Annotated in this window: 25 protein-coding genes; 15 read left to right on the plus strand and 10 right to left on the minus strand. The window is 60.5% G+C overall.

Annotated elements, in window-relative coordinates; translation table 11 throughout:
* Positions 1-75: 75 nt before the first annotated feature.
* The 7 genes from IE166_RS18970 (at position 76) to IE166_RS19000 (ending at position 6,276) form a co-directional block, all read left to right on the plus strand.
* Positions 76-600, plus strand: coding sequence for an Lrp/AsnC family transcriptional regulator (locus tag IE166_RS18970; protein WP_189507068.1), 525 nt, complete (start codon positions 76-78; stop codon positions 598-600).
* Positions 601-659: 59 nt separating this feature from the next.
* Entirely contained in the window at positions 660-1,469 is an 810-nt protein-coding gene (locus IE166_RS18975) for an ABC transporter substrate-binding protein (RefSeq protein WP_189507070.1), read from the plus strand.
* A gap of 64 nt (positions 1,470-1,533) precedes the next feature.
* Positions 1,534-2,202 carry an amino acid ABC transporter permease gene (locus tag IE166_RS18980; RefSeq protein WP_189507072.1) on the plus strand — a complete coding sequence of 223 codons (669 nt, stop codon included), beginning with the start codon at positions 1,534-1,536 and terminating at the stop codon, positions 2,200-2,202.
* 9 nt (positions 2,203-2,211) lie between these two features.
* Entirely contained in the window at positions 2,212-2,874 is a 663-nt protein-coding gene (locus IE166_RS18985) for an amino acid ABC transporter permease (protein WP_189507074.1), read from the plus strand.
* 49 nt (positions 2,875-2,923) lie between these two features.
* Positions 2,924-3,655 (plus strand): amino acid ABC transporter ATP-binding protein, encoded by a 732-nt coding sequence (locus IE166_RS18990; RefSeq protein ID WP_189507076.1) that lies wholly within the window; start codon positions 2,924-2,926, stop codon positions 3,653-3,655.
* Positions 3,656-3,684: 29 nt separating this feature from the next.
* A complete protein-coding gene (locus tag IE166_RS18995) occupies positions 3,685-4,962 on the plus strand; it encodes an NAD(P)/FAD-dependent oxidoreductase (RefSeq protein WP_189507078.1) in 1,278 nt (425 codons plus the stop codon).
* Between the two features lie 6 nt (positions 4,963-4,968).
* Positions 4,969-6,276: an NAD(P)/FAD-dependent oxidoreductase gene (locus tag IE166_RS19000; protein WP_189507080.1), complete on the plus strand. Its 1,308-nt coding sequence runs from the start codon at positions 4,969-4,971 to the stop codon at positions 6,274-6,276.
* 3 nt (positions 6,277-6,279) lie between these two features.
* On the opposite strand, the gene IE166_RS19005 is transcribed toward IE166_RS19000, so the two are convergent.
* The 7 genes from IE166_RS19005 to IE166_RS19035 all read right to left on the minus strand — a co-directional run bounded on the left by IE166_RS19005 (position 6,280) and on the right by IE166_RS19035 (position 13,240).
* The gene (locus tag IE166_RS19005) at positions 6,280-7,122 is read right to left on the minus strand and encodes an ABC transporter permease (RefSeq protein WP_210312995.1); all 843 of its coding nucleotides are present in this window, start codon (positions 7,120-7,122) and stop codon (positions 6,280-6,282) included.
* Positions 7,119-8,309, minus strand: coding sequence for an ABC transporter substrate-binding protein (locus tag IE166_RS19010; RefSeq protein WP_189507082.1), 1,191 nt, complete (start codon positions 8,307-8,309; stop codon positions 7,119-7,121). Before IE166_RS19010 ends, IE166_RS19005 begins: the two co-directional genes overlap by 4 nt.
* A 13-nt stretch (positions 8,310-8,322) precedes the next feature.
* Positions 8,323-9,099, minus strand: a complete 777-nt coding sequence (locus tag IE166_RS19015) for an ABC transporter ATP-binding protein (protein WP_189507083.1) — start codon at positions 9,097-9,099, stop codon at positions 8,323-8,325.
* Positions 9,099-10,178, minus strand: a complete 1,080-nt coding sequence (locus IE166_RS19020) for an acyl-CoA dehydrogenase family protein (RefSeq protein ID WP_189507085.1) — start codon at positions 10,176-10,178, stop codon at positions 9,099-9,101. Before IE166_RS19020 ends, IE166_RS19015 begins: the two co-directional genes overlap by 1 nt.
* Before the next feature lie 4 nt (positions 10,179-10,182).
* Positions 10,183-10,752 (minus strand): carboxymuconolactone decarboxylase family protein, encoded by a 570-nt coding sequence (locus IE166_RS19025; protein WP_189507087.1) that lies wholly within the window; start codon positions 10,750-10,752, stop codon positions 10,183-10,185.
* A gap of 275 nt (positions 10,753-11,027) precedes the next feature.
* Positions 11,028-12,305 (minus strand): glycerate kinase type-2 family protein, encoded by a 1,278-nt coding sequence (locus IE166_RS19030; RefSeq protein ID WP_189507089.1) that lies wholly within the window; start codon positions 12,303-12,305, stop codon positions 11,028-11,030.
* Positions 12,302-13,240 (minus strand): LysR family transcriptional regulator, encoded by a 939-nt coding sequence (locus tag IE166_RS19035; RefSeq protein WP_189507091.1) that lies wholly within the window; start codon positions 13,238-13,240, stop codon positions 12,302-12,304. The genes IE166_RS19030 and IE166_RS19035 overlap by 4 nt, the downstream gene beginning before the upstream one ends.
* Before the next feature lie 129 nt (positions 13,241-13,369).
* Here IE166_RS19035 and IE166_RS19040 point away from each other — a divergent pair, with 129 nt between their 5' ends.
* The 3 genes from IE166_RS19040 (at position 13,370) to IE166_RS19050 (ending at position 18,862) form a co-directional block, all read left to right on the plus strand.
* Positions 13,370-14,161, plus strand: coding sequence for an alpha/beta hydrolase fold domain-containing protein (locus IE166_RS19040; protein ID WP_189507093.1), 792 nt, complete (start codon positions 13,370-13,372; stop codon positions 14,159-14,161).
* 223 nt (positions 14,162-14,384) lie between these two features.
* Positions 14,385-15,566, plus strand: a complete 1,182-nt coding sequence (locus tag IE166_RS19045; protein WP_189507095.1) for an efflux RND transporter periplasmic adaptor subunit — start codon at positions 14,385-14,387, stop codon at positions 15,564-15,566.
* Positions 15,567-15,679: 113 nt separating this feature from the next.
* Entirely contained in the window at positions 15,680-18,862 is a 3,183-nt protein-coding gene (locus IE166_RS19050) for an efflux RND transporter permease subunit (protein ID WP_189507097.1), read from the plus strand.
* Positions 18,863-18,884: 22 nt separating this feature from the next.
* Here the strand turns inward: IE166_RS19050 and IE166_RS19055 are convergent, their stop codons facing one another.
* Both IE166_RS19055 and IE166_RS19060 read right to left on the minus strand, forming a co-directional pair.
* Positions 18,885-19,676 (minus strand): DUF72 domain-containing protein, encoded by a 792-nt coding sequence (locus IE166_RS19055; protein ID WP_308430533.1) that lies wholly within the window; start codon positions 19,674-19,676, stop codon positions 18,885-18,887.
* Between the two features lie 21 nt (positions 19,677-19,697).
* Complete coding sequence (locus IE166_RS19060) at positions 19,698-20,327, minus strand: hypothetical protein (protein ID WP_189507099.1); 630 nt, start codon at positions 20,325-20,327, stop codon at positions 19,698-19,700.
* A gap of 178 nt (positions 20,328-20,505) precedes the next feature.
* Here IE166_RS19060 and IE166_RS20895 point away from each other — a divergent pair, with 178 nt between their 5' ends.
* The 3 genes from IE166_RS20895 (at position 20,506) to dinB (ending at position 23,070) form a co-directional block, all read left to right on the plus strand.
* Positions 20,506-21,066: a cation:proton antiporter domain-containing protein gene (locus IE166_RS20895; RefSeq protein WP_308430534.1), complete on the plus strand. Its 561-nt coding sequence runs from the start codon at positions 20,506-20,508 to the stop codon at positions 21,064-21,066.
* 80 nt (positions 21,067-21,146) lie between these two features.
* Positions 21,147-21,821 (plus strand): cation:proton antiporter domain-containing protein, encoded by a 675-nt coding sequence (locus IE166_RS20900; RefSeq protein WP_308430535.1) that lies wholly within the window; start codon positions 21,147-21,149, stop codon positions 21,819-21,821.
* 118 nt (positions 21,822-21,939) lie between these two features.
* Positions 21,940-23,070, plus strand: a complete 1,131-nt coding sequence (dinB, locus tag IE166_RS19070; protein ID WP_280514892.1) for a DNA polymerase IV — start codon at positions 21,940-21,942, stop codon at positions 23,068-23,070.
* Here dinB and IE166_RS19075 read toward each other — a convergent pair.
* A complete protein-coding gene (locus tag IE166_RS19075) occupies positions 23,067-24,686 on the minus strand; it encodes a DUF2256 domain-containing protein (RefSeq protein ID WP_308430536.1) in 1,620 nt (539 codons plus the stop codon). The genes dinB and IE166_RS19075 overlap by 4 nt on opposite strands.
* A gap of 232 nt (positions 24,687-24,918) precedes the next feature.
* On the opposite strand from IE166_RS19075, the gene IE166_RS20985 reads away from it, so the two are divergent.
* Positions 24,919-25,197 carry a DUF982 domain-containing protein gene (locus tag IE166_RS20985; RefSeq protein ID WP_189507103.1) on the plus strand — a complete coding sequence of 93 codons (279 nt, stop codon included), beginning with the start codon at positions 24,919-24,921 and terminating at the stop codon, positions 25,195-25,197.
* A 73-nt stretch (positions 25,198-25,270) separates the two neighbouring features.
* Entirely contained in the window at positions 25,271-26,176 is a 906-nt protein-coding gene (locus IE166_RS19085; RefSeq protein WP_189507105.1) for a LysR family transcriptional regulator, read from the plus strand.
* Positions 26,177-26,332: the final 156 nt, after the last annotated feature.

Raw genomic sequence — 26,332 nt, forward strand, 5'->3', positions numbered from 1 at the left:
GATAATCTGCATTGACAAAATCTTTGTTTAGGAAAAAACTGCGATCAAAGAAGGCGTGGGGGAACAGCCGGGTCAATGCGTGCAGCGCTCGACAAGATCGACCGAAAGCTCGTGAAGCTGCTTTCGAACGACGCTCGGGAAGGCGCCAACCAGGTTGCCGCGCGGCTTGAGCTCAGCCCGCCGACGGTGCGCACACGGTTGAAGTCGTTGATCGATCAGAACCTGCTGAAGATCGCTGGCCTGCTGAACGTTTCGGAGCGCCCGGAACTCACCGTCGCCATTCTCGGCATCAATGCCTATGCAAACGGCCGGTTGGACGAGGTTGCCAAGAAGATTTCCGAGCTTCCGTTTGTGACGTCGGTCAGCATCGTGACGGGGCGGTACGATCTTATTTGCGAGGTCATGTTCGAAGGTGACACGGATGCGCTTTATCAGGTGACCAGCGAATTGCTGCCGAAGCTGGCGGAGCCGGGTGTGATCCGCGGCAGCGAGACCTTCGTCGTCATGAAGTCCCACAACAAGTGGCTCAACCTGCCGAAAGGGGTTTGGGAAATCAATTCAGCCGAGCAGTCTGCCGAAGAGACCGCCAGGAAAGTCTGATCAGCCGGACATGCCGGGTGCTGGATACTAAGAAGTCTTAATGGGGAACAGGACACGAAATGACAGCCAAACTCACCAAACTCCTTCTTTCCGCTTCGCTCTTTGCATTGGCGGGAACGGCGGCAACGACCTATACGGCGGAAGCCGGAACGCTGGACGACATTCTTGCGCGCGGCGAACTGCGCGTCGCAGTTCAGACGCAAGGTCCTCCTTACTCCTTCATGGACAAGGCAGGCGCGCGCACCGGAAGCGCCATCCAGCTCACCGAATTGATGGCCAAGGAAATGGGCGTCAAGGTGACGTATCTTGACTTCGACTGGGATGGTCTGATCCCGGCCCTGATGTCCGGCAAGGCCGACATTCTGGCTGCCGACATGACGGCCACGCTGACGCGCGCGACCAAGGTCGCCTTCACCAAGCCGTGGATTCACGTTGGCGCGGTCGCTTTCACAACGAGTGGCAGTGATTTCAAGAGCGTCGAAGACTGCAAGAAGCCGGGTACCACGATTGCCGTTATTCTCGGTTCTACCGCCGAAAAGAGCGTGCCGAAGTTCTTTCCCGAGGGCGAGATGAAGTCGTTCAAGGGCGGCGGCACGGTGGTTCTGGATGCTGTCGCGTCGGGTCAGGCGCAGTGCGGCGTCAACGACAACACGGCTGTTGCAGCGCAGGTGCTGAACTATCCGGAAAACACCTTTACCGTGTTCCCGGATATGCTGACTGCCGAGCCGCTGGCCTATGCCGTGCGTTATGACTCGCAGGACCTGCTGACCTGGACCAACCTCTTCCTCGACACCGTCCAGCAGGATGGCCGCTTGAAGGAAAACCTGGACTACTGGGTCAACTCCAACAAGTGGCAGAACGATCACTAAGGTGGATCGACGGTGCGGGCCTTCGTGCCCGCACCATTCGCTAGCAAACCCATCCAGGTGATCCATGCTGGGCAATCTGAACATTCGCGTCATAGCGGATTATTTCCCTGCGCTTTGGCAGGGCTTCCTGAACACGCTGATGTTGTCCGGTCTGGGTTTCGCGGGAGCGATGATCCTAGGGATCATCGCCTGTGCGCTGACGATCCAGCCGCTTCGCTGGCTGCGGGCGCCGGCGATCGCCTATGTCGATTGCATTCGCGCGACACCGCTGCTTGCCCAGCTTTATTTCCTGTATTTCGGATTGCCGCGCTTGGGCATACTGCTGCCCGAGATCGTCATCGGCATCATCGCGCTGGCGCTGAATTCCGGTGCTTATGTCGCCGAGATCATCCGATCCGGCATTCTGGCGATCCCGCGCGGGCAGTTCGAAGCGTCGATGAGTTCTGGCTTCACCTACTTGCAGCGCATGCGCTTCATCATCCTGCCGCAAGCGATACGACCGACAATCTCACCTTTGATCGGTCAGGCGATCGTGCTGGTGAAGGACTCTTCGCTTCTGTCGCTGATCTCCGTGGTGGAACTGGCACGCGTCGGGCAGCAGATCGCGCTGGATCGCTTCATGCCCGTTGAAGGGCTTGCGGCGACCGCGGCGGGCTTCCTGATCATCTATTACTTGCTCAAGGCGCTTGCCGGCTTCTGGTCGCGGTTCGACCGCGTGCCGGGCCGATCCTAGGAGGAGCGCATGTTCTGGTTTCAGGTCGAACGCCTTCTGAACTACTGGCCCATCCTGTTGAAGGGACTGGGCATGACGATCTCGTTGTCGCTCCTGTCGCTACTGGTTGGATGCGTGATCGGGCTGCTGTTCGGGATCATCAGGGCAGGGCGCATCCGCTGGTTGTCGGCGCTGACCGGTCTTTACATCGACCTGTTTCGCGGCACGCCGTTTCTTGTGCAGGTCTTTATCTGCTTCTTCATCCTGCCGACCGTGGGCATCGAACTGTCCGCTTTCTCGGCCGGCGTTATCGCCTTGTCGAACCTTTCAGCCTGCTTCATAGGCGAGATCATTGCGTCCGGCATCAAGGCTGTCCCGAAGGGGCAGAGTGAAGCTGCGCTGTCTTCCGGGCTCCGATATTCGCAGCAGCTGCGGCTGGTGATCTTGCCGCAGGCGTTGCGCATCGTCCGGCCCTCGCTGGTTGGGCAATTCATTCTGCTGGTGAAGGATTCGTCGGTCATCTCGGCCATCGGCATCATGGACCTGACCCGGTCCGGCTGGATGATCGTCCAGAACATTCCGAACGGTCTTCTGGTCTTCGGGGTCGTCGGCATTGGTTACTTCATCATCTGCTATCCCATGATCTTCGTGGCGCGCCGCATGGAGCGCCGTCAGCAAACATCCATCCTGTAGCCGTGACACAGATGCCTGCAGAGACCCGCTTACTTGATTGGACGTGCCGATGATCCGCTTCCAAGGCCTGAACAAATGGTTCGGCAGCGCCCTTCACGTGCTAAAGGACATCAATCTCGACGTCGCCAAAGGCGAGGTAGTGGTTGTTTGCGGCCCCTCGGGATCCGGCAAGAGCACGCTGATCCGCTGTGTGAATGGGCTTGAGCCGTTCCAGGAAGGCAAGCTGGTTGTCGACGGCACCGATCTCAGCGCAAAGAACGCCGCCTTGCGCGAGTTGCGTATGGAGGTCGGCTTTGTGTTCCAGCAGTTCAACCTTTATCCGCACAAGACGGCGCTGGAAAACGTGACGCTGGCGCCAATCCATGTGCGCGGGCTTTCCAAGGCGGAAGCGACCGAGCGAGGCAAGGCACTGTTGGCGAAAGTCGGATTGGCCGACCGCATGAACAACTATCCGAGCCAGCTTTCCGGCGGACAACAGCAGCGGGTGGCGATCGCGCGATCGCTTTGCATGCAGCCCAAGATCATGTTGTTCGACGAGCCGACTTCGGCGCTCGATCCCGAGATGATCAACGAAGTGCTGGATGTCATGGTCAGCCTCGCCAAGGAAGGCATGACGATGATGGTCGTGACGCATGAGATGGGGTTTGCGCGCAAGGTCGCGCATCGCGTCGTCTTCATGGATCAGGGAGCGATCGTGGAAAGCGGCGAGCCGGCGAGCTTTTTCGGCAATCCCACTCATGACCGCACGCGCGACTTCCTGAGCAAGGTCCTGCACCACTAGTGCCGCTGCACACTTGCAGAGGTGAGGGGATGGCACAGAGGCAGGAGCGCTTGCCAGAAGGTCGTAAGCTTTCGGTCGCGATCATCGGGGCTGGTATCGTCGGCTGCGCGACGGCTCTGGCGCTCTCCCGGGATGGCCACGCGGTTACGGTGTTCGATCCGAAGGAGCCTGGCGCTGGAACATCCTACGGGAATGCCGGCGCGATCGTCACGGGTTCGGTGACGCCGACGGCAACGCCGGCAGTACTCCGCTCGCTGCCGAGCTACCTGTTCTCACGGACCTCTTCTGCCGTGCTACGGCGACATCATGTGCTTAAGGCGCTTCCGTGGCTCCGACGCTTCATTCGCCACGGCACTTTGCCGGAAGTCGAGCGAATTTCCGCAGCACTGTCGCCACTGGTGGCGGGGGCATTTGAAGCGCACCGTGACCTGGCGATTGATGCGGGCGTGTCCGACCTCTTGAGCCAAGAAGGCTGGCTGAAGGTTTATGCGTTCGAGAAAGAGTTCGAGGGATCAGCGCTCGAACGGCGGTTGATGCAGCGCGCGGGCGCTGTGCATGAGGTGCTGGACCAAGCAGACGTTCTGGAGCTGCAGCCGACGCTTAATCCGGCGGCGTGCATTCGCGGGCTATACCAGCCGAATGCCGGCAATGTGCGCTCGCCGCGATCGCTAGCGCAGGCTTACTTGAAGGCCGCCCGCTCCAGAGGTGCGCAGGTCGAGCCTGTTCAGGTCGATCGTCTGCATCAGCGGGACGATGGCCTGGCATTGGTGGCGGCCGGAACGACAAGACTGTTCGATCGGGTGATTGTTGCCGCCGGTGCTTGGTCCACGGGTTTGACCAAGCAGATCGGCGATCGTGTCTGCCTGGATACGGAGCGCGGCTACCACATCAGCTTCGGCCCTGGCTCTGAGACGCTGCTGAACGGGCCTGTCGTGTTCCCGAGCCGGGAATTCGTCCTTTCGCCGATGCAGGACGGATTGCGCCTCGTCAGCGGTGATGAGCTGGCGGGACTGACGGCGGCTCCCGATTACCGGCGCATCGAAGCGCTCTTGCCGCAGGCGCTCGAGGTTCTGCCGGCCTTGGCGGATTGGCAGGCGGGGCACCGGTGGATGGGGCATCGGCCTTCGACGCCGGACTCACTGCCGGTGATCGGCCGCTCACCCGCAAATCGAAACGTCATCTACGCCTTCGGTCATGGGCATCTCGGCGTGACCTTATCGGCGACGACGGCGCGGCTGGTTGCCGATCTCGTTGCCGAACGAGCGCCCACCATCGACCTCCATCCTTATCGTGCATCGAGATTTTGATCCGCCATGTCCAGCTTTCCAATCTCCATGAGCAACAAGGCGGCTTTCAACGGACCGCTGCCAGAGGCGGTTGATGTAACCGTCATCGGTGGCGGCATCATTGGCGTCATGACGGCATGGGCGCTGAGGAAGCTCGGTCTGTCGGTTCTCGTCTGCGAGAAGGGGCGGGTGGCGGGCGAACAGTCAAGTCGCAACTGGGGCTGGATCCGCCAACAAGGCCGTGACTACTCCGAGCTGCCGATCATGATGGACACGATCCGGCTCTGGAAGGACATGGACGCCAAACTGCTGGAGCGCATCGGTTTTCAGCAGCGCGGCATCACCTATCTGGCACGCAACGAAAAGAAGCTGGCTGAATATGAGACTTGGCTCGCTGGTGCGCGAAGCTACGGTGTCGACACGCGCCTTCTGACGCGCCGGGAGACCGAAGCCATGTTGCCGAACAGCGCCGGCTGGATGGGCGCAATCACCACCCCTTCGGACGCCATGGCGGAGCCCTTTGTTACCGTGCCTGCCTTGGCGCAAGCCGCCGTCGAAGACGGGGTCATCATTCGCGAAGGTTGCGCGGTGCGGTCGCTCGACATCGCGGCTGGGCACGTGACGGGCGTGATAACCGAAGCAGGCTTGGTTCGGTGCGAGCGGGTTGTGGTCGCTGCAGGTGCCTGGAGCTCGCTGTTCCTTGCCGCTCATGGCGTGCGGATACAGCAGCTCGGTGTTGTTTCCTCCGTTATCAGCACAGACACATTGCCAGCTTTTTTTCCGGCTGCGGCCTGTGATGATCGCTTCGCCATTCGACGACGCACAGATGGCGGCTATACGCTGACGCCTTGGTCCACCCATGACTTCTTCATCGGTCCTGATGCGTTCCGCAATGCCTTTGCTTATCTTCCGCAACTGCGCGAGGATTTCGGCCGAACGCATTTCAAGCTGTTTGCCCCCAAGACCTATCCGGATGCCTGGAGCACGCCGCGGACATGGAAGACGGGAGAGCAAAGCCCTTTCGAACAGTGCCGGGTTCTCGACCCACAACCCAACCGGACTGAACTCGAGAAAATCCGCAGCTATTTCGCGGAAGCTTTCCCATCGATCGGCAAGCCGAAGATCAAGTCGACCTGGGCCGGCATGATCGATACGATGCCAGACGCGCTGCCCCTGGTGGACAAGGCGCCGATCGGCGGCGTAACCATCGCGACAGGCATGAGCGGACATGGTTTCGGCATCGGGCCGGGAATGGGGGAGGTCGTTGCCGACATGGTTCAAGAGCGTCCGGCTCGCTATGACCTGTCTGCCTTCTCGCTCAAGAAGGCGCGTTGATCGTCAGGCTTGTCCCGGTGCGAAACGGCCGACGAGGGCGCGAGCAAGGGAGTCGAGCGCGAAGCCGATTACGCCGATGATCAGGATGGTTGCCATCAGCTCGGGATAGGCAAGGCGGTCGCGGGTATCGAGGATGAAGTAGCCGAGGCCGGCGGACACGCCGAGCATTTCACAGGGCACAAGGATGATCCAGGCGATGCCGATGGCAAGCCTCGCTCCGGTCAGCACATGGCCGAGAATGCCGGGAATGACGATGCGCGACAGCGTTTCCCAGCGGGTGGCGGCAAGGCTTCGGGATAGAAGCAGCCATTGCGGATCAAGGGCGCGGACACCGGCAGCCGTGCTCAGCATGATCGGCCAGATGGTTGCGAAGGCGATCAGGAAGTAGATGGGAGCGTCGCCGACGCCGAATACCATCACGGCGACCGGCATCCACGAGAGCGGTGAGATCATGCGCAGGAATTGGAAGGCCGGCGTGGTCGCGGCTTCGGCAAAGCGTGATGTACCGATCAGAATGCCGATGGGCACGCCAAGCGCAAGCGCGATCGCCAAGCCCACCAGCACACGGCGCAAGCTGACCATGACATGCAGCGGCAGGTCGGAGCCCGTCAGCAACTCGCCAAGCGCGGGCAGGGCAGCGGTTGGCGAGAAGCGTGCGGCGAAGCTTTCCGGCCGCGCCAGAACATCGGTGCCGAGCCACCAGGCTGCCAACAAGACGCCCAAGCCCAGCAAGCCAAGAACCAGACGGAGCGAGCGGGCGCGCAAGAGATTTGCGCGCGCGTTCAACGCCGGCGCCGAGGCCGGCGCAAGGTTGCTGGCAGAGAGGGGCTCGGATTGGACGCTCACGCCGCAATGATCTCCTGGCGTGTGTAATCGCCGGCGAGGCCGAACGCCTGAAGGCCGCCCGAGGCTTCGAGCGCTTGCTTGACGAAGCGATCGTCGACGAGATCCTTGGCAGCGAATTCTGGATCGAGCGCATCGAGGAAGGCACGGTCACCTTCGATCATCGTGTCCTTCAAACGGCGCACCAGCTCTTCCGTGTAGCTCGGGAAGGGGTAGGGCTGGAAGTCGATGCGCTTTTCGCGCCAGTCGGGATGACGGATAGCGCCGCTGTCGACGTATGTCTGGATGTCGGCTTCCTCCGGCGCCAGGACGCGCTTGAGAACGGGTGCCGCATGCGGCGTGTAGCGGTTCGGATCGTCTTTCGACAGCAACTGGGCGGTTTCGGCGCGGTTCTCGCGCGTCCAGAGCTGTGCCTTGACCATCGCGTTGACCACCTTCTGTGACCATTCGGGCCGGTCGGTCAGGTCGGCTTCCTTCATGAAGACGACGCAGCAGGCATGGTCTTTCCAGACATCGCCGGTGAAGCGCAGGATCTTGCCGACATTGAGCGCTTCGCCAGCCGCATTGAACGGTTCGGCCACGATGTAGCCGGCGATCGTGCCGGCAGCCAGCGCCGGCACCATGTCGGCGGGCGGCAGGATGACGAGGTTGACCTCGTTGGCGGCTGGCGTACCCGTCTTCTTGGAGACCGGCGTCAGGCCGTTTTCACGCAGAAGGGTTTGCAGAACCACATTGTGGATCGAATACCAGAAGGGAATGGCGACCGTCTTGCCGCCGAGATCCTTCACCGCGTTGATGTCCGGTGCGACGCTGAGGCCGGAGCCGGCGGTGTGGTTCCAGGCCACGACCTTGGCGGGCGCCTTGCTGCCATAACGTGCCCAGACAGTGATCGGCGACAGGAGGTGCACGACGTTGACTTGCCCAGCAAGGAAGGCCTCCACGATCTGCGACCAGGAGCGGAACATCACCGGCTTCTCGGCCTTGAGGCCCTCGGCGTCGAAGAAGCCTTTGCCATGCGCGACGAGCAGGGGCGTTGCATCCGTGATCGGCAGATAGCCGATGCGGACGGGGGCGTCCGGCTCCTGGGCTCGCGCTTCACCGGCGCGGAGGAATGGCAAAGCGCCGGACGCAGTCAGCAGAGCCGACAGCTTGAGGAGGTCGCGTCGGGAAAAGAAATCGTCGGTCAGCATGAAAACCCTCCTGTTAGTGGTGAAGCCGCGCGTTGCGGAGTGTGGAAAGAATGTCGATGCGCAAGCGGCCGAGTTCGGACACGGCATCATGGCGTGGTTTAGGAAGATCGATCGTCCACTGCCCGATCTCGTGACCGGGCGAGCCGCCAAGCAGGATGATGCGGTCTGACACCAGCAGCGCCTCATCGATGTCGTGGGTGACGAGGACGGCAGACGTTTCTAGATCACGGACGACCTTGAGCAGGAGGTCCTGCATCTCGGCGCGGGTGATTTCGTCAAGGGCGCCGAAGGGTTCGTCGAGCAACAGCACCTCCGGCTTGCGAGCCAGACACCGTGCCAGTGCTGCGCGCTGCGCCATGCCGCCTGACAGTTCGGACGGCCGGCGACGGCGAGCATGATCGAGGCCGACTTCCGCGATGGCCGCATCGATGCGATTCTGGCGTTCCTCGCGTGAGAGCTTTGGTTGGCGGGCAAAGTCGAGGCCGAAGGCGACGTTCTTTTCAAGATCGAGCCAAGGAAGCAGGCCGGGGTTCTGGAAGTTCATCGCAAGCCGTGGATGAACATCGGACAAGGCTTCCCCATCGATGCGGATGGTGCCCGAGGCGGGTGCCTGCAAACCGGCCAACACGCGCAGGAGGCTGGACTTGCCTACGCCGCTTGGCCCGAGAAGCGTGACCACCTCGCTCTTGTCGAGTGAAAAATCGAAGTCCTTCAAGACCGGGGCGCTTTGCCCTGGATATCGAAGGGAAATACCGTGTGCTTCCAGAATGGGTCCGGGGCCTGCTGTCATCAGGCCGCATCCCGGCGTTGTTGCAGGGCTGTACGAAGCTGGACGATGCTTGGCGTGATGATGGGGATGAAGGCGGCTTCGCGCCAGCGCCGGGCAAAGGCGCGGCCGGGTTCTTCCAGATAAGCGCGTCCGCCGGACGCTTGCAGCTCGAGCTGAACGGCTTGCGCGACGATGTCGGCAAGCTCGATGCGAAGCTCGAACAGCGAGGAGGCGTCTGTCACGAAGGCCTGGGAACGCAAACCGGCGGCTAGGCGCGCGTGAGCATCATCAAGCTGCCGCGATAGTTGCGCCAGCGGTTCACCGAGAACGCCGCGACCGGCACCGGCGCAAGCTTTCGCCTCGCTCAGCGCGCGCTTTGCCAAGCCAATCGACATGCCGCATTGCAGGCCGGCAAAGGCCGGGCGCGACTTCGGCAGCCATTCCCTTGCGTTGGTGCTGATGATGCGGTCATCGCCGATCTGCACATCATTGATGGCCAGCGCCGCGGTGTTGGCCGATCGCATGCCCATCAAGGCAAGATCCTCGGTCCTGGTCATGCCGGGATCGTCATGGGCGAAAGAAACAACAAGGACGCGGCCATCGTCATGATCCACCGCGCCGGCGACATGGAAGCCTTCGGGGCGCAAGTTCGTCACCCACGGCATTTTGCCGTTCAGCGTGAGCGTATCCGAGCCGGTGGCCGAGATCTGCAGGGGTTCGAGGCCGCCCAGAAATTTCATGGCATTGGACAGGCCTGTAGCACCGGCGAGACGACCCGCTAGAAGGTTCGACAGCAGGCGCTCGCGCAGACCCTGGTTCTGGCTGTCGAGCAGGAACTGGATATAAGCGCGCTGGCTCCACAACACGAAGGCGGAGGCTAGTGAATGCGACGCCACGTCCGCAATCGCGTTCACCGCATCGACGACATCACCGCCTGAACCGCCAAGAGCAGCCGGCACGCCGATCGCCGGATAGCCCGCCTCGGCGAGCTGCGGCAGGATGTTCGAAGACGGTTCTTCACCGCGATCGATCGCATCGGCTGCCGTTTCGATCCAGTCTGCGAAGCGCTTGGTCTCGGCTTTGGTGCTGCTGCCCTGCATGATGTTACTCGGCAGCCTGGGCCCGGTTGGTCCATGCAAATTGCTGAAGCTGTTCGTTTAGCGGCGGCTGGCCGAGATTGTTCGCAAAGTTGCAGAGCGTGGCCAGGCTGACGCCGAGCACGACTTCGAGGGCTGCCTGATCATCGTAACCGGCTGACTTGAAGGTTTTCAACTCGGCATCGACAACGGCGCCGCGTCCAGCGATGACGGCCTCGGTGAAGCGGGCGACAGCGTCGAGCTTGGCGTTTTCGATGGTGTTGCGGCTGCGCAGGGCTTCGACGGTGCCGGCATCGAGCCCGGCCTTCTTGGTGGCGACGGCGGTATGGCCGGCGACGCAGAAGCCGCAGCCATGGATCGCAGCAGCGGTGATCTGCACGACCTCACGCTCGGCCAGCGACAAGGAAGCCCGACCATTGATGCCGCCAAGCGTCAGATAGGCTTCAAGCGCGGTCGGCGCATTGGCGAGCACGCGCAAGAGGTTGGGAAGAAAACCATTGGAAGCCTCAGCCTTGGTGAGAAGCGGCTTGGCTTCTTCAGGAGCGTTTTCGATGGTGCGCAGTTCGAGCCTGGACATGGTCGGCCTTTCTAAACGGTGGTAGCGGCTGGTCCCGCACTGGGTCTGCGCGGGCTAGCGGCGAGAGGGAGATCTGTCTGTCCTGTTAAGCTCAGCGACGAGGAAGCCAACAGTTTACGGACAGAACCCACTAAGTCCCGCAACAGCTACCTGAATGCAGTCGTTTTGTTGAGGAATGACATTCGAACCGCGACGGGTTCTTTAGAACATCGTTCTCAAGCTGGGCTGGCTGAATCTACTCAGAGAAGCTGTCGGCAAAGAGTTCGTTCTTCAGCTCACACGATGACAAGCGCCCGGAAGTCATTGACGTTTGTGAGTGTAGGGCCAGTCTTTAAGAGATCACCCAGCCGTTCGAAGAAGCTGTAGCTGTCATGGGCAGCAAGACAGGCTTTCGCGTCCATGCCGGCCTGTGTTCCGCGCGCCAGCGTATCGGGTGTGATGATCGCGCCGGCTGCGTCCTCAGTGCCGTCGATTCCGTCCGTATCGCCAGCGATGGCCCAGATGCCGTCTTGCCCCTCGAGAGCTACTGCGAGCCCCAGCAGGAACTCCGTGTTGCGGCCGCCTCGACCGGCTGAGCCGGCGCCGATGGTGACCGTTGCTTCGCCGCCGGACAAGATCACCGCCGGACCTTTGATTGGTTGGCCCCTGTGCTTAGCCGAGCGCGCAATGCCGCCGAGCACAGTCCCCATCTCGCGCGCTTCGCCTTCGAGCGCGTCACCTAGGATCAAGGTCTGCAATCCCCATTCTTTCCCGACACGCGCTGCTGCGTCGAGAGCGAGGGCGGGCGCTGCGATGATCCGGACGTCGCCTGTGATGTCGCCGAGCTTGGGCGTTTCCACGTTTTCCTTAAGAAATTGCTGCGCGCTTTGTGGGAGATCTATGCGGCGGCGTGCTATGATTTCGCGGACGCTTTGAAGGGTGGAAAGATCAGCCACGGTCGGACCGGAGGCGATGTCAGAGGGATCGTCGCCGGGCACATCGGAGATCACCAGCGTGACGAGCTTCGCCGGCTGTGCAGCCAAAGCGAGACGCCCACCTTTCAGGCGCGACAGGTGCTTCCGCACGGCGTTCATCTCGCGGATGGTCGCTCCACTGTGGAGCAGGGCCTTGTTCACGGCCTGCTTGTCGGCGAGCGACATGGCTCCAGCGGGGGCAACCAGAAGGGAGGAACCACCGCCGGAAAACAGAGCGATCACGAGATCCTTGTCGGTCAAGCCCTGGACGGCTTCCTCCAAGGTGCGTCCTGCTTCCAGGCTCATGGCATCTGGAACCGGGTGGGCCGCTTCCAGGATGCGGATGCGGCCGGCGGGCACTGCATGTCCATAGCGGGTAACGATGACGCCCGACAGGTCCACATCGGGCCAAGCTGCATCAACCGCCCCGGCCATCGCCGCCGAAGCCTTGCCGGCGCCAATGACCACGCAACGGCCTTCCGGTTTTGATGGAAGATTCTGCGCAACCGTCTTCAAGGGATCCGCGCTCGCAACAGCGGCGTCAAACATGCGCCGCAGCAGATTGCGAACGGCATCGTCGCTCGGAATGTGCGCCGTCATTCTGCTGCCTCCCAGCGGGCCTTGCCTTGTTCAGGCTCCTTCAGCGCCTGCACGCGCTTGGCCAACCAGTCCACGAAGACGCGCACCTTGTTGCTGAGGTGGCGGGTCTGCGGATAAACGATGTAAAGAGGCAAGACCTCGCATTCCCAATCCGGGAGGATCTCCACGAGTTCTCCTCGTGCCACGGCGTCCTTCACCATGAAGCTGGCGGCTTGGCCCACACCGATGCCGGAGATTATGGCGTTGACGTAGGAGCGGGCATCGTTGACCGAGATCGCATAGCGCGGCGAGATTTCGATGACCTCGTCACCGCGGCAGAATTCCATGGATAAAACCCGACCGGCGGCGGCGTTGAGATAGCCCACCGCAAGGTGGCCTTCGGTCAGATCGTTAGGATGTGTTGGCGCTCCGTGTCTTTCGAGATAGAGCGGGGAGGCGAAGGTGCGCATCTTTAGTTCGCCGACCTTGCGCGCCACCAGCGACTGATCGGTCGGCGTGCCGCCTCGCAGCGCGCAGTCGACGTTTTCGGCAATGTAATCGACCAGCCGGTCGCCGACCCCGATATCGAGCTGTATCCGCGGATAGCTCATGTAGAAATCGCACAGGTTGGGGATGACGATGAGATCGGCGAAGGCCCCAGCCATCTCGACGCGCAATCGTCCTGATGGACCTGCCTGGGAATGCGACATCGAGCCATCGAGTTCATCGATCTCCGACAGGATCTGCAACGCACGCTCGTAATAGAGCGCGCCATCCGTGGTCACCATCACCCGGCGCGTCGTTCGGTTCAGCAAGGTCGTGCTCAGATGGGCCTCCAGCCCTTGCACCATGTTCGTGACCGTTGTCTTCGGCATGTCCAGGGCCGTTGCGGCGCGCGTGAAGTTTCCTGTTTCCACCACCCGAACGAAAACGCGCATAGCCGACAGCTGATCCACGATATTCTCCTATTGCCCGCTATTTTCGAACAGTGAAGCCAAGAATGCCTAACTTGTGCTTGTCGGTTGAGATAATAATATCGAACTCACAACAAGCAACCAGTTTTGCCAAGCGGCTTCGAGACGAACATGTCGGCGCAATCGAATAAAGACCAGATGAGCAAGGTGACTGCGTCGCCTGTGCCCATGCGGCTTTATGATGGAGCAAGGATCGGCAAGATCCCGCCCATCGTGCTTTATCTGCGCGGCCGGGCATTTCTCGACAAAGACCGCGGCGAGGTTGAACGGCCGATTGCCAAGGCGATGGCTGAAACAGGTGCCATCGTTCTAGAGGCGGACTATGGCACCATTTCGCACAACGTCTTCCCAAAGGCGATGGAATGCGCGTTCCAGGCGCTGACCGACATTGCAAGGCGGCGCAAGGAGTTCGGCGCGAGTGTGAAGTCTCCGCTGTTCGTTGCCGGTGATGAAGCAGGCGGGAATGTTGCGGCGGGCGTGGCGCTGAAAGCGCGTGATCTCCTACCCGGCGAATTGAAGGGACAGATGCTTTTTTCGCCGATGGTCGATCCGCAGATGGCGACGGCGTCGTTTCGGACTGCTGATACCTTAGGCATGCGCGAAGCCTGGTCGGACGGTTGGAGCCACTACATTGGTTCCTTCTTCCAGCATCCTTATGCGGCGCCATGCCTGTGTTCGCGGTTGGCGAAAGTGGCGCCGGCCTTGATCATCACGTCGGAAGACGATCCGCTGCATGACGAAGTGCTGAGCTATGCGGAGCGTCTAAAGGCCAGTGATGTCGAGGTTTTCCAGCATGTGTTTGCAGCCAATTGCGGCTGGACGAGTCTTTATAAAGAAGGGACCGGCAAGTGGATCCCCTCGTTCTGCACTCAGTTTTCGCAATTTATAAAAAGCGTCCACTAGAGAGATTTCAGCACCTAGTACAACTAACCCATAAGCCTTTTAGCGTGAGTATCAGCATATACTTGTAAATGATATTATGATGGAAACCAGGTTCAGAGAAGACGTACGCGCTGGACATTTCTGCAGGGCGTAACCGGGACCTAAGGGCCATTTTCTTTTTCAGCATACGCGTCGTGTCGGCGAATTGAACAAGCGGGCAATCGGAGTTGCCCAGGAGAATAAGATGTCATCGAAGATCAAGAACTGGGCCCTATGGGGTGCCGGAATGAGCGTTGCTGCGCTGATTGCAGGCGCATCATTTTATCTCGACATGCCGAAGGCTGCGAATGCTGCGCCGGCCGCTGCTCAAGCGGCTCCCGCTGTGCCGGTCAAGGTCGCGACGGTCGAGTCGCGCAGTGTCATTACCTGGCAGGAATTTTCCGGCCGGCTTGAAGCGGTTGATCGCGTTCAGCTGCGGCCGCGCGTTGCCGGAGAAATCCAGTCCGTCCACTTCCAGGAGGGTGGTCTGGTGACGGCGGGTGATCTCCTGTTCAGCATCGACCCTGAGCCCTACAAGGCAGCCGTGGCTCAGGCGCAGGGTCTTGTTGCTTCAGCCGAAGCAAAGCTCGAACTCGCCAACACCGAACTCGAACGTGGCCGCACACTGGCTGCCAAGACGACGATCTCGCAGAGCGATCTGGCTCAGCGCCAAAGCACGCAGCGGGATGCGGCCGCAGCTGTCCAGTCGGCACAAGCTGGTCTGAAGGTCGCGCAGCTTGATCTCGATTATACCGAAATCCGAGCACCAATTTCCGGACGTGCGGGTAAGATCGATGTTTCCGTCGGTAACCTTGTTGCCGGTGGTTCGGCATCCACGGCGCTGACGACGATCGTGTCCATTGACCCGATTTACGCCAGCTTCGATGTCAGCGAAGCCTTTGTTGCCAGCGTTCTGGCGGAACTTCCGGTCAACAATGGCGTCACGGCAATCGATCAGATTCCGGTCGAGGTTGCGACCCTGGCCGCCAATGCACGACCGGTCCGAGGCAAGCTGCAGTTCGTCGATAATCAGGTCAACGCGACCAGCGGCACGATCCGCGTTCGCGCCGAGTTCGGCAACACTGACGGTCGTTTGATCGCCGGGCAGTTCGTGCGGGTTCGCATGGGCCAGCCGAAGGCCGAAGATCGTTTGATGATCAGCGAGCGTGCGATCGGCACCGATCAGGACAAGAAGTTCGTTTTCTCGGTCAACGAGGCCAACACGGTCGATTATCGTCCGGTCCAGCTCGGCACGACGGTTGATGGCATGCGCATCGTCGAGAACGGCCTCAATCAGGGTGACCGGATCGTCGTAAGCGGCCTCCAGCATATTCGTCCGGGCGCAGTTGTTGCTCCGGAAGTTGAAGGCCAGGTAGCGGCCAAGTAATCGGCCGCTACCACCCGCGCACTTGTAGTTAGCTTGGAACGGGACGCTCGCAGTTTATCGAACTGCGGGCGACGGACCAGCATGTCTGTTCGACCCGTAGAGGTAGGTTCACAATGAACATTTCCCGGTTTTTCGTCGACCGGCCGGTGTTTGCCGCCGTGTTGTCGGTCTTGATCGTGGTGGCCGGCCTTCTGGGCATGCGGTCGCTTCCGATCTCGGAATATCCTGAAGTCGTTCCGCCCTCTGTGGTGGTGCGCGCGACCTATCCGGGGGCGAACCCAACCGTCATTGCCGAAACGGTCGCGACGCCGCTCGAAGAGCAGATCAACGGCGTTGAAGACATGCTTTACATGTCAAGTCAGGCGACCTCGGACGGCGTGCTGACGCTGACCGTTACCTTCAAGCTCGGCACCGATCCGGATAAGGCGCAACAGCTGGTGCAGAACCGCGTGTCGCAGGCGGAGCCGAGGCTTCCCGGTGAAGTGCGTTCGCTTGGCATTACGACCGTGAAGAGCTCGCCGGACTTCATCATGGTGGTCAATCTCGTCTCCACCGGTGATCGCTATGATCTGACCTATCTCAGGAACTATGCGACCTTGAACGTCAAGGATCGTCTGGCGCGCATCGAAGGCGTTGGCCAGGTCCAGGTGTTCGGTGCCGGCGATTATTCCATGCGCATCTGGATCGATCCCCAGAAGGCGGCGGAACATTCACTTGCCGCCAGCGACATCACCAATGCAATCCGCGGCCAGAACGTTCAGGCTGCAGCTGGCATCATCGGCGCTTCGCCGAGCTTACCGGATGTCGGTTTGCAGCTGAATGTGAACGCGCAAGGGCGCCTGCAAACGCCGGAAGAGTTCGGCAACATCATCGTGAAGACCAACGAGGATGGCGCGATCACGCGGCTGCGCGATGTCGCGCGCATCGAGCTCGGTGCGGCCGATTACACGCTGCGTTCGCTGCTCGACGGCAAGCCGGCCGTGGCGATTCCCGTGCTTCAAGCGCCCGGCTCGAACTCGATCGAGATCGCAGACAATGTTCGCGCCACGATGGACGAGTTGCAGAAGGCGATGCCGGAAGGTGTGAAATACGAGATCGTCTACGACACCACCGAGTTCGTCCGCTCTTCGATCGAAAAGGTGGTCGACACCCTGCTTGAAGCCGTAGCGCTGGTTGTGCTGGTCGTGATCGTCTTCCTGCAGACCTGGCGCGCTTCGATCATTCCGCTGCTGGCCGTTCCGATCTCGATCATCGGCACCTTTGCCGTGATGTATATGTTCGGCTTCTCGGTCAACGCGCTGACTTTGTTCGGCCTCGTGCTTGCAATCGGTATTGTGGTCGACGACGCGATCGTTGTGGTCGAGAATGTCGAGCGCAATATCGAAAATGGTCTGGCGCCGCGTGAAGCGACCTATCGCGCGATGAAGGAAGTGTCGGGCCCGATCATCGCCATCGCGCTGGTTCTGGTGGCGGTGTTCGTGCCGCTCGCATTCATCTCCGGCCTGTCGGGACAGTTCTATCGGCAGTTCGCGCTGACGATTGCAATCTCCACCGTGATCTCGGCGATCAATTCGCTAACGCTTTCGCCCGCGCTCGCGGCTTTGCTCCTGAAGGGACATCATGCCCCGAAGGATCGTGTGACGCGCGCGATGGACTTTGTGTTCGGCTGGTTCTTCCGTGGTTTCAACCGCGTCTTTGGCGCGGCGTCGAACGGCTACAGCCGCACGGTCGGCGGGTTGTTGTCGCGCAAAAGCCTCGTGATGATCATCTATCTGGCGCTGGTCGGGTTGACCTACAGCATGTTCAACGCCGTGCCGGGGGGCTTCGTGCCGAGCCAGGACAAGCAGTATCTCGTGGGCTTTGCTCAGCTGCCGGATGGCGCAACGCTCGACCGGACCGAAAGTGTCGTCAAGCAGATGAGCGACATCGCCCTGAAGCAGCCGGGCGTCAAGCACACGATCGCGTTTCCGGGCCTCAACATCAACGGTTTCACCAATGGCTCGAACGCCGGCGTGGTGTTCGCCGTGCTGGATGACTTCAAGGATCGCCAGACTCCCGAACTGTCCGGTGACGGCATCGCGATGGCTTTGAACGGTCAATTCTCGGGCATCAAGGACGCGTTCATCGCGATCTTCTCACCGCCCCCCGTCAACGGTCTTGGTACCACCGGCGGCTTCAAACTGCAGATCGAGGACCGCTCTGGCTTCGGCTACCAGACGCTCGACGAGGCCACCAAGGCGGTGATCGGCAAGGCTTACCAGACACCGGAACTCGCCGGCATCTTCTCAAGCTACCAGATCAACGTGCCGCAGCTTTATGCCGATCTCGATCGCGCCAAGGCCGAGCAACTCGGCGTCTCGGTGACGGATGTGTTCGAAACGCTGCAGATTTATCTGGGATCGCTTTACGTCAACGACTTCAACGCGTTTGGCCGCACTTACAGCGTGCGCGTCCAGGCGGATGCCGCCTTCCGCGCCAAGGCGGATGACATAGGCAACCTGAAGGTCCGGTCGCAGTCCGGCCAGATGATTCCACTTTCGGCACTGCTGAAGGTCGATGAAACCGCAGGGCCGGAGCGCACTACGCGCTACAACGGCTTCCTTTCGGCCGACATCAACGGTGCTCCGGCACCTGGCTTTTCTTCCGGACAGGCGCAGGCTGCGATGGAGAAGATTCTCGACGAGACGCTGCCGTCCGGCGTGGACTACGAATGGACGGATCTGACCTATCAGCAGATCCTCGCCGGCAATTCGAGCATCATCGTGTTCCCGCTGGCTCTGCTCCTGGTCTATCTCGTGCTTGCCGCACAGTATGAAAGCCTGACCCTGCCGCTGGCGATCATCATGATCGTGCCGATGGGCGTGCTGGCGGCGTTGACAGGTGTGTGGCTCACGGGTGGCGACAACAACATCTTTACGCAGATCGGTCTGGTGGTGTTGGTGGGCTTGTCGGCGAAGAACGCGATCCTGATCGTGGAGTTCGCGCGAGAGCTGGAGTTCGAAGGAAGAAAACCGCTGGAAGCTGCGATCGAAGCCAGCCGCTTGCGCTTGCGCCCGATCCTGATGACCTCGATGGCCTTCATTATGGGCGTGGTGCCGCTCGTCACATCGACAGGCGCTGGTGCGGAGATGCGCTCGGCCATGGGTGTCGCGGTGTTCGCCGGCATGATCGGCGTGACCTTCTTCGGCATCTTCATGACGCCGGTGTTCTACATGCTGGCCCGTCTGTTGACCGGCGCAAAGCCGCTGCGCCAGCATGATCCGGAACCGGAGCCTCTGCTCGTGCCTGCGGAGTAGCCAGCGTCCACTCGAGCCGCGCTCATCCTTGTTCGGCAAGACCGGCAAGGGTGAGTGCGTTGCTTGTGGCGGCACCTGAGGCGGTGTTGTCGAAGATGCACCAGGTTTCGGCACCCACAGTCGTTGCCTCGACCAAGGTATTGAACCAGCGCGCCAGCGTGGGGTCATCGTAGGAAGAGCGATAGATGACCGGCGAACCATGCAGCCGGGAATAGCGCAATCCTGACCAGCCGCCGGGTTCATCGGCTTGTGCAACCGGAGCCGGATCAGCGGCAACGCGTGCGATCCGGTGGTCGACCAAGAGATCAGTCGCGGCTGGCGTGAACCAGCTGACGTGGCGCGGCTCACAGGCGATTGGGCATTGAACTGCGGCTGATAGTCTGTCGAAAAGCGTGTTCGCAGCCGCGCTGTCGAATGCGTGCTTTGGAGGGAACTGGACGAGCAGCACGCCGAGTTTCTCGCCCAGGCCACCCACCTCCTCGGAGAAGCGGGCGATCAGTGCTTCCTGATCTTCGTTTGAGGCCGCATGCGAGATCGATTTTGGCAGTTTAACCGAGAAGCGAAAATCCTCAGGCACACTAGCGGCCCAGCGCTCGTAGGTCGCTCGACGATGAGGCCGATAAAAGGATGAGTTGATCTCAACGGCACTGAAACGCGCCGCATAGCGTTGCAGGTGGGTGCCCTCAGATGGGAACTGGTCTGAAACGCCGCTCGGCACCGACCATCCGGCCGTACCGATCCGCAGGGGAGCGGATGACTGGCCTGCAACTTCGCCGGTCGGCAAGCTGGGTGGAGCGGCGGCTTCTTCGATCAATGCTCTTTCCCGATAGCTGCCTCAGCGCAGCAGCCCGTCCAGATCAAACGCATCCCAGCCTCTCAGCGGCAAATCGAGTGCATCACCTCTTTGTGCATCCGGCGCGAGTTGGTTGGTCTTTCCCGCGCGCGTTCGTGCTGCTTTTCCCGCCGCGCGACGACGGTTTTCGGCAGCAGCTTGCGCGTCATCCTCACGCCAGAGGGAAGGGAGGTCGCGATCAAGCACGTCTTCGATGTGGCGGGGATCGAAGACGTGGAAGGTGACGGCCTTCGCCCGCCCACGAAGCTTGACAGTTCGCGTGCCTGCGCTCTTCAAACGGCCATCCTTGAGCCAGCGGTGACGCTCGGCCTGAGAGATCGTCAGGATATCTTCGACCTCACGCGGAATGACGGGTAGGGCTTCAATCCCATCGAGCGTCTTCGACACGAGAGCCGATAAGGCTTCGAACGCAGTGTCTTCACCTTCCGCCATGCGCAAGGCGAGAGCGCCAGACTCGACATCGAGAGACTTTCTCGCCGGGAACGGCATGCGCGCTCTCACCTCAAGCAAAATGCCTTTCGCACGAACGGAAGATCCAAGCGTCGCTGCGGGTGTGAGGGTCCATTCCTGCACCAGCTTCAGAGGCGCAGTTGTTTTCGGTTTTGATGCCATAGAGGCTAAATAAGTCGGGGACCAGCAGAGTTCCAACTATGGTACGAACGGCAGCTAAGCCTTCAGCACGCGGGCACTTTTTTCCTGCTCATGGTGGCCATAGCAAGCGGCTCTATCTTAGCCTGCACATCGTTGAAGTGGTTGCGGGATCAAATCTTCATCCACTTCGTTGGGCCGCATGAGCTTCCCCTTCAACGTTTCGCCTGACCCTTACATCCTTCTCCTGATCGGTGCCGGCTTCCTGATCGCCTTGGTAGCTTGGCTACCATTGGTGCTCCGGAGGCTACCGCTTTCCTTGCCTATTGTCTGCATCGGCTTGGGCGCGCTGATCTTTGCGATCCCCGGCGTCTCGTTTGATCCGCTTCCCGTCAATTATCCGGAGTTCACGGAGCGGTTTTCCGAGTTCGTGGTCATCATCGCCTTAATGGGCGCGGGGTTGAAGATCGACCGGATCTTCGGTTTCCGTGACTGGTCCGTCGCGTGGCGGCTGATCGGCATCACCATGCCGCTTTGTATCGGAGCGATCACCCTGATCGCGGGATGGTGGGTCGGCTTATCGTGGACAATCGCGCTCCTGATCGGAGCAGCGCTTGCCCCTACCGATCCGGTGCTGGCGGCTGATGTCCAAGTCGGGCCACCGAAGTCGGGTGAAGAAGACGAGGTTCGCTTCGGCCTGACCTCAGAAGCAGGACTGAACGACGGCTTCGCCTTTCCCTTTGTTCATCTGGCATCGCGCTAGCCCTGGCGGCATCGAGCGGCGAGCCGTGGTTCACGAAGTGGCTCACTTACAATGTGTTGTGGGAGATTGGGGCCGGCGTCGTGGCCGGATATGCCATTGGCAAGGCCTTCGGCTGGCTCACCTTTCATGTGCCGGCCGAGTCCAAGCTGGCGAAAACCGGTGATGGCCTGATCGCGCTTTCGGCGACCTTCGTTTCCTACGGGCTGACTGAGTTGATCCATTGCTACGGCTTCCTTGCCGTGTTCGTCACCGCTTTGACCTTCCGCCATTCCCATCGCGATCATGAATTTCAGCTCGATATGCACCAGCTAACCGAGCAGATCGAGCGCATCGCGATGATGGTGCTGCTGCTGCTGTTCGGTGGCGCGTTGACCAGCGGATTGCTCGCGCCGCTTACCTGGATCGACGTGGTTGCGGTTCTCGCCATCCTTTTGGTTGTGCGCCCGATTGCTGGGCTCATTGGCCTGCTTGGGCACCAAACCGACTGGACGGAACGGCTGACGCTGGCCTTCTTCGGCATTCGCGGCGTCGGCTCAGTGTACTACCTGGCTTACGGCCTCAACCAGATGGAAGAGGTGGAAGGCGCTGAGCGTCTTTGGGCTTTTGTCGGCCTGGTGATCCTGGTGTCGATCCTCATGCATGGTTTGACGGTGACGCCGATCATGCGCCTACTCGACAGGCATCATGGCAGAGACCCTGATGCCGACGAAGCGACGCCGCCGCCCGGGCTGCAAGGTCCGGCTTCGGCATTGTGATTTAGAGGGTCGAGCAGAAGACGGAGGTCTGGAGCTCAGATGACTTTGCAAAGGCGGTGGCGGCTGCTATGTTCACGGAGTGTTCCAGGTAGATCGCGCGACGAATACGACCATTTCGATGATGCACAATCGATCGATCCTGACCGAAAAGGCGGCTGACAACACGAGCGTGGAAGAGCCGCGCATCCGCAAGATCATCCATGTCGACATGGATGCATTTTACGCGTCAGTCGAGCAGCGCGATAATCCCGAACTCAGAGGCAAACCTGTAGCGGTCGGGGGCTCTGCAGCGCGTGGCGTCGTGGCTGCGGCGAGCTACGAGGCGCGTGTGTTCGGGGTCCGCTCGGCACTCCCCTCGGTAACGGCCAGACGCCTTTGCCCAGACCTCATCTTCGTCAAGCCACGGTTCGAAGTCTATCGCTCCGTGTCAAACCAGATCCGCGAGATCTTTGCGGAGCATACCGACCTGATCGAACCGCTTTCACTGGATGAAGCCTATCTCGATGTGACCGAGAACAAGAACGGCATCGGTGTTGCCACCGAGATCGCGGCCTTGATCCGCGCCCGCATCAAGGAGGTGACAGGGCTGAACGCGTCGGCTGGCATCTCCTATTGCAAGTTCTTGGCGAAAACGGCGAGCGATCTGAATAAGCCCAACGGGCAGGCCGTCATCACACCGCGTTTGGGACCGGACTTCGTGGCATCGCTGGCGATCAAGAAGTTCCATGGGATCGGTCCTGCTACGGCTGCCAAGATGCAGCGGCTAGGCATCGAAACCGGGGCTGATCTGCGTGAAAGATCGCTCGTCTTCCTCCAGCAAAATTTCGGCAAATCTGGACATTGGTACTACCGCATTGCGCGCGGCATCGACGAACGCGCGGTGCAGCCGGACAGGCAGCGAAAGTCAATCGGTGCGGAAGACACTTTCGCTTCCGACATCTTCGACCTCGACCTTGCGCGGCAGGAACTCGTTCCGCTCGCCGACAAAGTCTGGAAGCACTCCCTGACCAAGCAGTTGCGGGGTCGAACGGTGACGTTGAAGGTGAAATATGCAGACTTCCAGCAGATCACCCGCAGCCGCACCTTGCCGGACTGTGTCGCCGGGTTGAACGACATGACGGATGTCGCGGGATCGATGCTGGCAGCCTTGTTTCCCGTCAGCAAGGGCATCCGTCTGCTCGGCGTTACCCTGTCGTCCCTGGAAGGCGTCGACGGTGAGGGCGGGCAGCAGCAACTGGCTCTGTTCTAGAGCAGCCGCGGCTCCTCCTCTTCCTGTACTGGTTGAGAGCTCCCGTCTTCCAACGCACAAAGCCGCTCGACATCCTGTTGATAGGCGTTCAGGTTGATCTTACGCAGCGAGTTCTCGTTTTGGTATCGCACCGTGCCAAAGATCGGGCGCTTGACCCAGGGTCGGTCATGAAGGCCGTAAATCCAGGCGACATTGGTGAAGGAGTTGGGGTCGCGGCCGTCGAGAAAGAAGCGGTTGTTGAGCCGCAAGGTTCGGTCAAACCCGTCCTCAGGTGTTCTTGACCATTCCAGGATCTTCTTGCCCCAATACATGCGCAGGTGATTGTGCATGTAGCCGGTTTCCCGCATCTCCTTCATGGCGCTGTTCCAGCCATCATCATGCGTTTCGCCCCTGGCGAGCTGATCGTCGGTGTACAGATGCGGACGCGCGTCTCCAGCTCGTTCCGCCAGGGTTTGGCGCGCCCATTCCGGCACCGCATCCTCGTAGGAGTCATATCTAGCGGTATAGAAGACGTGGTTCATCGCGAGTTCGCGCCGAACAACCACTTCTTCCACAAAGGCCGCCTTATCCTCCCTGCTGGCATTGGCCGCCCGGGCCGCAAGCACGATCTCGACAGGTGAAATCTGGCCGAAATGGAGGTAGGGGCTCATATGCGAAGCAGCGCCTGCTTCCGGCTTACCGCGGTTGTCTCCATAGTGCTCGAAGGGACCTGATAGAAAGGCTTTAAGCCGCCGCCGCGCCTCGGTTTCGCCGCCCTTGAAGCGCTTTACGGGACCAACAGATCGATCCAGCGTCATTGAAGCCAAAACGGCGTCAGGATCTGAAATGTCGATCTCGCTTGTCAGCCCGAGCTCTTGGGCAGGATGTTTCACCTTGCGCGAACGTAAGGGGCTAAGGAAGTCTTCGAGTTCGTTTGCGATCTTAGGGCGCAACGTCCGCGCGCCAAATTCGTGACGCGGCGATGCGACCTCCACGGGTACGGCGACATCACCTTCCACCTGCACGATGCTGGTGTGCACCTTCTTGCAGATATCCGCGTACCATTCTGTCTGGATACCGAGATAACCCCGGTCGAGCACAAGAAGCGCCGCTTCCTCGGCGAGGTCGATCGCGATCCGTGCCGGCGAGCATTTGCGCATCACAAAGCCGATCTCGCGTTTGGCAAGACCCCGCGCAGCGTCGCTCAGTCCCTGCAGCAGGAAAGCATAATGGCGGGCATTGGCTTCCGGAAAGCCGTTGGCGCCATCGAGTAGGCCAAAGCATGCAACAACCGGAAGGCCCCTTTGGTTGGCTTCCTCGATAGCTAATTCCAGCGCCGGATTGTTATAGGCCCGGTTCGCCTGCTGGAGCAGGTAAAGAACATAGCGTCCCTTGGTGTCCGCCGGGGCTTCCTTGAGCATCCGTATGCGGCGCGGATCGATTGTCAATGCGTGATCCCTGGTGGATGAGGCGCCGGTATCAGCGTGTCGCTCCTGTGCTGCCCGCGTGCGGCAGCGGTCGGAGCAGTAAAGAACGTCGTTCCAGTTGCGCGCCCAAGCCTTGCGCCAAACCATAGGCCTGCCGCACTGACGGCAAGGTTTCGACGGCAGGTCAGCTTTGGCGCGCATCTTCGGCATGGCAGGCAAGATATGCTGCGGTGTGACGCGGGCAAGCTTGCAGCCGGAAACTTGCTTGATGAATGCTGACACATCTCAGTCGGATCGTGCCGCACGCCCAACCAAGTGCTCCTTATCGTTCTTGCTCGCCGGGAACATGATCGCCGTATCCATAGTTCGGCAGAGACAAGAGTCAGACCCGACAACCGGACGCAGTTCCGTGTTGATGCGGCTGAGATGGGAGGAGACAATCATGATCACCACCGACGCCTTCTACATACCCGTGCCTCTGCCTACAGGACCAGATACTAAGCGTGATATCCGCACGCTCAGCGAAATGCATGAGTTCCTGAGCGGCTGGCCGTGCGTTCGTGTCAGTCCGAGCTACGAGGCGGCACGGCGGACATGCTCTGCTGCCCGCGCGGGACGCTTGTCAGTGGAGCAAGCAAGGCGAGCACTGCTGACCTTTGCGCAATCCGCGGAATATCTTGGCAGCAAGCACGCGGCTATGCCTCGCACTGGCCAGCAATAGATCACTGCAGCGCAGATAGGTGCTGCGCGAGGGCTCGTGCTAAGACAATGAACGGTCTTAGCATGGAGCCGCCATGAATATCCGACAGTTGGAAGTGTTGCGCACGCTGCTCGCGACCGGCTCCACGATCGCGGCGGCCAAGTCGCTGGGCTTGAGCCAGTCCGGTGTGAGCCGGTTGCTTCAGCAATTGGAAGCCGACCTCTCGGTCACCCTGTTTGCACGCGACAAGGGCCGGCTTGTTCCGACGCCTGAGGCAGAACTGCTGGGCCGCGATGCGGAAAACGTCCTTCTGGCCGTCGAGCGCATGAACGGCCATGCCGAAGATCTGCGCAGCGGCGCCGACGGGCCGGACATCGTGCGCATCGGGCTGCCGAGCAGCATGTGGGAGAATTTTGCGCCGGCGATGTTGGTCGAATATGCGCGCGACTTTCCCGGTGTTCGCATCGAAACTTTCTTTGAAAGCACCACGGCGATCCAGAAGCTGCTCGAAGAGCGCGTCATCGACATCGGCTTTCTTCGAATGGAAGGGCAGACCGGCCCGACCCTGGAAGTGGAGCATGTTGCCAGCGGCGAAAGCGTCTGCGTGATCCACAAAGATCATCCACTGGCCGCACTCGAGGAAGTGTCGGTCAAGGACTTGCGGGGTGTACCCCTGATCCTGATTGGTCGTCAGCGGCCGAACCGGATGGGGCTGGACCAGGCGTTCAAGCGGGCAGGCGTGAAGCAGACGGTGAAGGTTGAAACCCACACCAACAGCTCGGCCTGTTCCTACGTCGCGCATGGACTGGGCGTGGCCATCATCAGCAGCTTCTATGCGAATCTCTATCCGCATTTGCCGGTGGTGCGACGACGCTTTCTTCCGCATTCAACCCAGCAATTTGGTATTGCCCGCTCTGCGGGCTTGCCGCTGTCGATCGCCGCTCAGGCACTTAGCGATGCTTTGACCCGACAGATCCAGCTTTCGCAGAAAAGCTTATAAAAACAGTGGCCTAGCGATCAGGTCGCTGCGGTGCACGAGTCTTCCCGTGCACCGCATCTGCATAGATGTATGATGATTATGCATAATATTGCGCATTATCGTCAAACCTTTCATAGTCTCCACAAATGAAGATGTTTGGGCCGATCATTGGATCGG

Source organism: Tianweitania populi (assembly GCF_014652875.1).
GTDB lineage: Bacteria > Pseudomonadota > Alphaproteobacteria > Rhizobiales > Rhizobiaceae > Tianweitania > Tianweitania populi.

What these genes read in the sequence shown, in the direction of transcription:
- IE166_RS18970 (WP_189507068.1), top strand. Translation starts at nt 76, where the DNA reads ATGCGTGCAGCGCTCGACAAGATCGACCGAAAGCTCGTGAAGCTGCTT.
- IE166_RS18975 (WP_189507070.1), top strand. Translation starts at nt 660, where the DNA reads ATGACAGCCAAACTCACCAAACTCCTTCTTTCCGCTTCGCTCTTTGCA.
- IE166_RS18980 (WP_189507072.1), top strand. Translation starts at nt 1,534, where the DNA reads ATGCTGGGCAATCTGAACATTCGCGTCATAGCGGATTATTTCCCTGCG.
- IE166_RS18985 (WP_189507074.1), top strand. Translation starts at nt 2,212, where the DNA reads ATGTTCTGGTTTCAGGTCGAACGCCTTCTGAACTACTGGCCCATCCTG.
- IE166_RS18990 (WP_189507076.1), top strand. Translation starts at nt 2,924, where the DNA reads ATGATCCGCTTCCAAGGCCTGAACAAATGGTTCGGCAGCGCCCTTCAC.
- IE166_RS18995 (WP_189507078.1), top strand. Translation starts at nt 3,685, where the DNA reads ATGGCACAGAGGCAGGAGCGCTTGCCAGAAGGTCGTAAGCTTTCGGTC.
- IE166_RS19000 (WP_189507080.1), top strand. Translation starts at nt 4,969, where the DNA reads ATGTCCAGCTTTCCAATCTCCATGAGCAACAAGGCGGCTTTCAACGGA.
- IE166_RS19010 (WP_189507082.1), bottom strand. Translation starts at nt 8,309, where the DNA reads ATGCTGACCGACGATTTCTTTTCCCGACGCGACCTCCTCAAGCTGTCG.
- IE166_RS19015 (WP_189507083.1), bottom strand. Translation starts at nt 9,099, where the DNA reads ATGACAGCAGGCCCCGGACCCATTCTGGAAGCACACGGTATTTCCCTT.
- IE166_RS19020 (WP_189507085.1), bottom strand. Translation starts at nt 10,178, where the DNA reads ATGCAGGGCAGCAGCACCAAAGCCGAGACCAAGCGCTTCGCAGACTGG.
- IE166_RS19025 (WP_189507087.1), bottom strand. Translation starts at nt 10,752, where the DNA reads ATGTCCAGGCTCGAACTGCGCACCATCGAAAACGCTCCTGAAGAAGCC.
- IE166_RS19030 (WP_189507089.1), bottom strand. Translation starts at nt 12,305, where the DNA reads ATGACGGCGCACATTCCGAGCGACGATGCCGTTCGCAATCTGCTGCGG.
- IE166_RS19040 (WP_189507093.1), top strand. Translation starts at nt 13,370, where the DNA reads ATGTCGGCGCAATCGAATAAAGACCAGATGAGCAAGGTGACTGCGTCG.
- IE166_RS19045 (WP_189507095.1), top strand. Translation starts at nt 14,385, where the DNA reads ATGTCATCGAAGATCAAGAACTGGGCCCTATGGGGTGCCGGAATGAGC.
- IE166_RS19050 (WP_189507097.1), top strand. Translation starts at nt 15,680, where the DNA reads ATGAACATTTCCCGGTTTTTCGTCGACCGGCCGGTGTTTGCCGCCGTG.
- IE166_RS19060 (WP_189507099.1), bottom strand. Translation starts at nt 20,327, where the DNA reads ATGGCATCAAAACCGAAAACAACTGCGCCTCTGAAGCTGGTGCAGGAA.
- IE166_RS20895 (WP_308430534.1), top strand. Translation starts at nt 20,506, where the DNA reads ATGAGCTTCCCCTTCAACGTTTCGCCTGACCCTTACATCCTTCTCCTG.
- dinB (WP_280514892.1), top strand. Translation starts at nt 21,940, where the DNA reads ATGATGCACAATCGATCGATCCTGACCGAAAAGGCGGCTGACAACACG.
- IE166_RS19075 (WP_308430536.1), bottom strand. Translation starts at nt 24,686, where the DNA reads ATGCCGAAGATGCGCGCCAAAGCTGACCTGCCGTCGAAACCTTGCCGT.
- IE166_RS20985 (WP_189507103.1), top strand. Translation starts at nt 24,919, where the DNA reads ATGATCACCACCGACGCCTTCTACATACCCGTGCCTCTGCCTACAGGA.
- IE166_RS19085 (WP_189507105.1), top strand. Translation starts at nt 25,271, where the DNA reads ATGAATATCCGACAGTTGGAAGTGTTGCGCACGCTGCTCGCGACCGGC.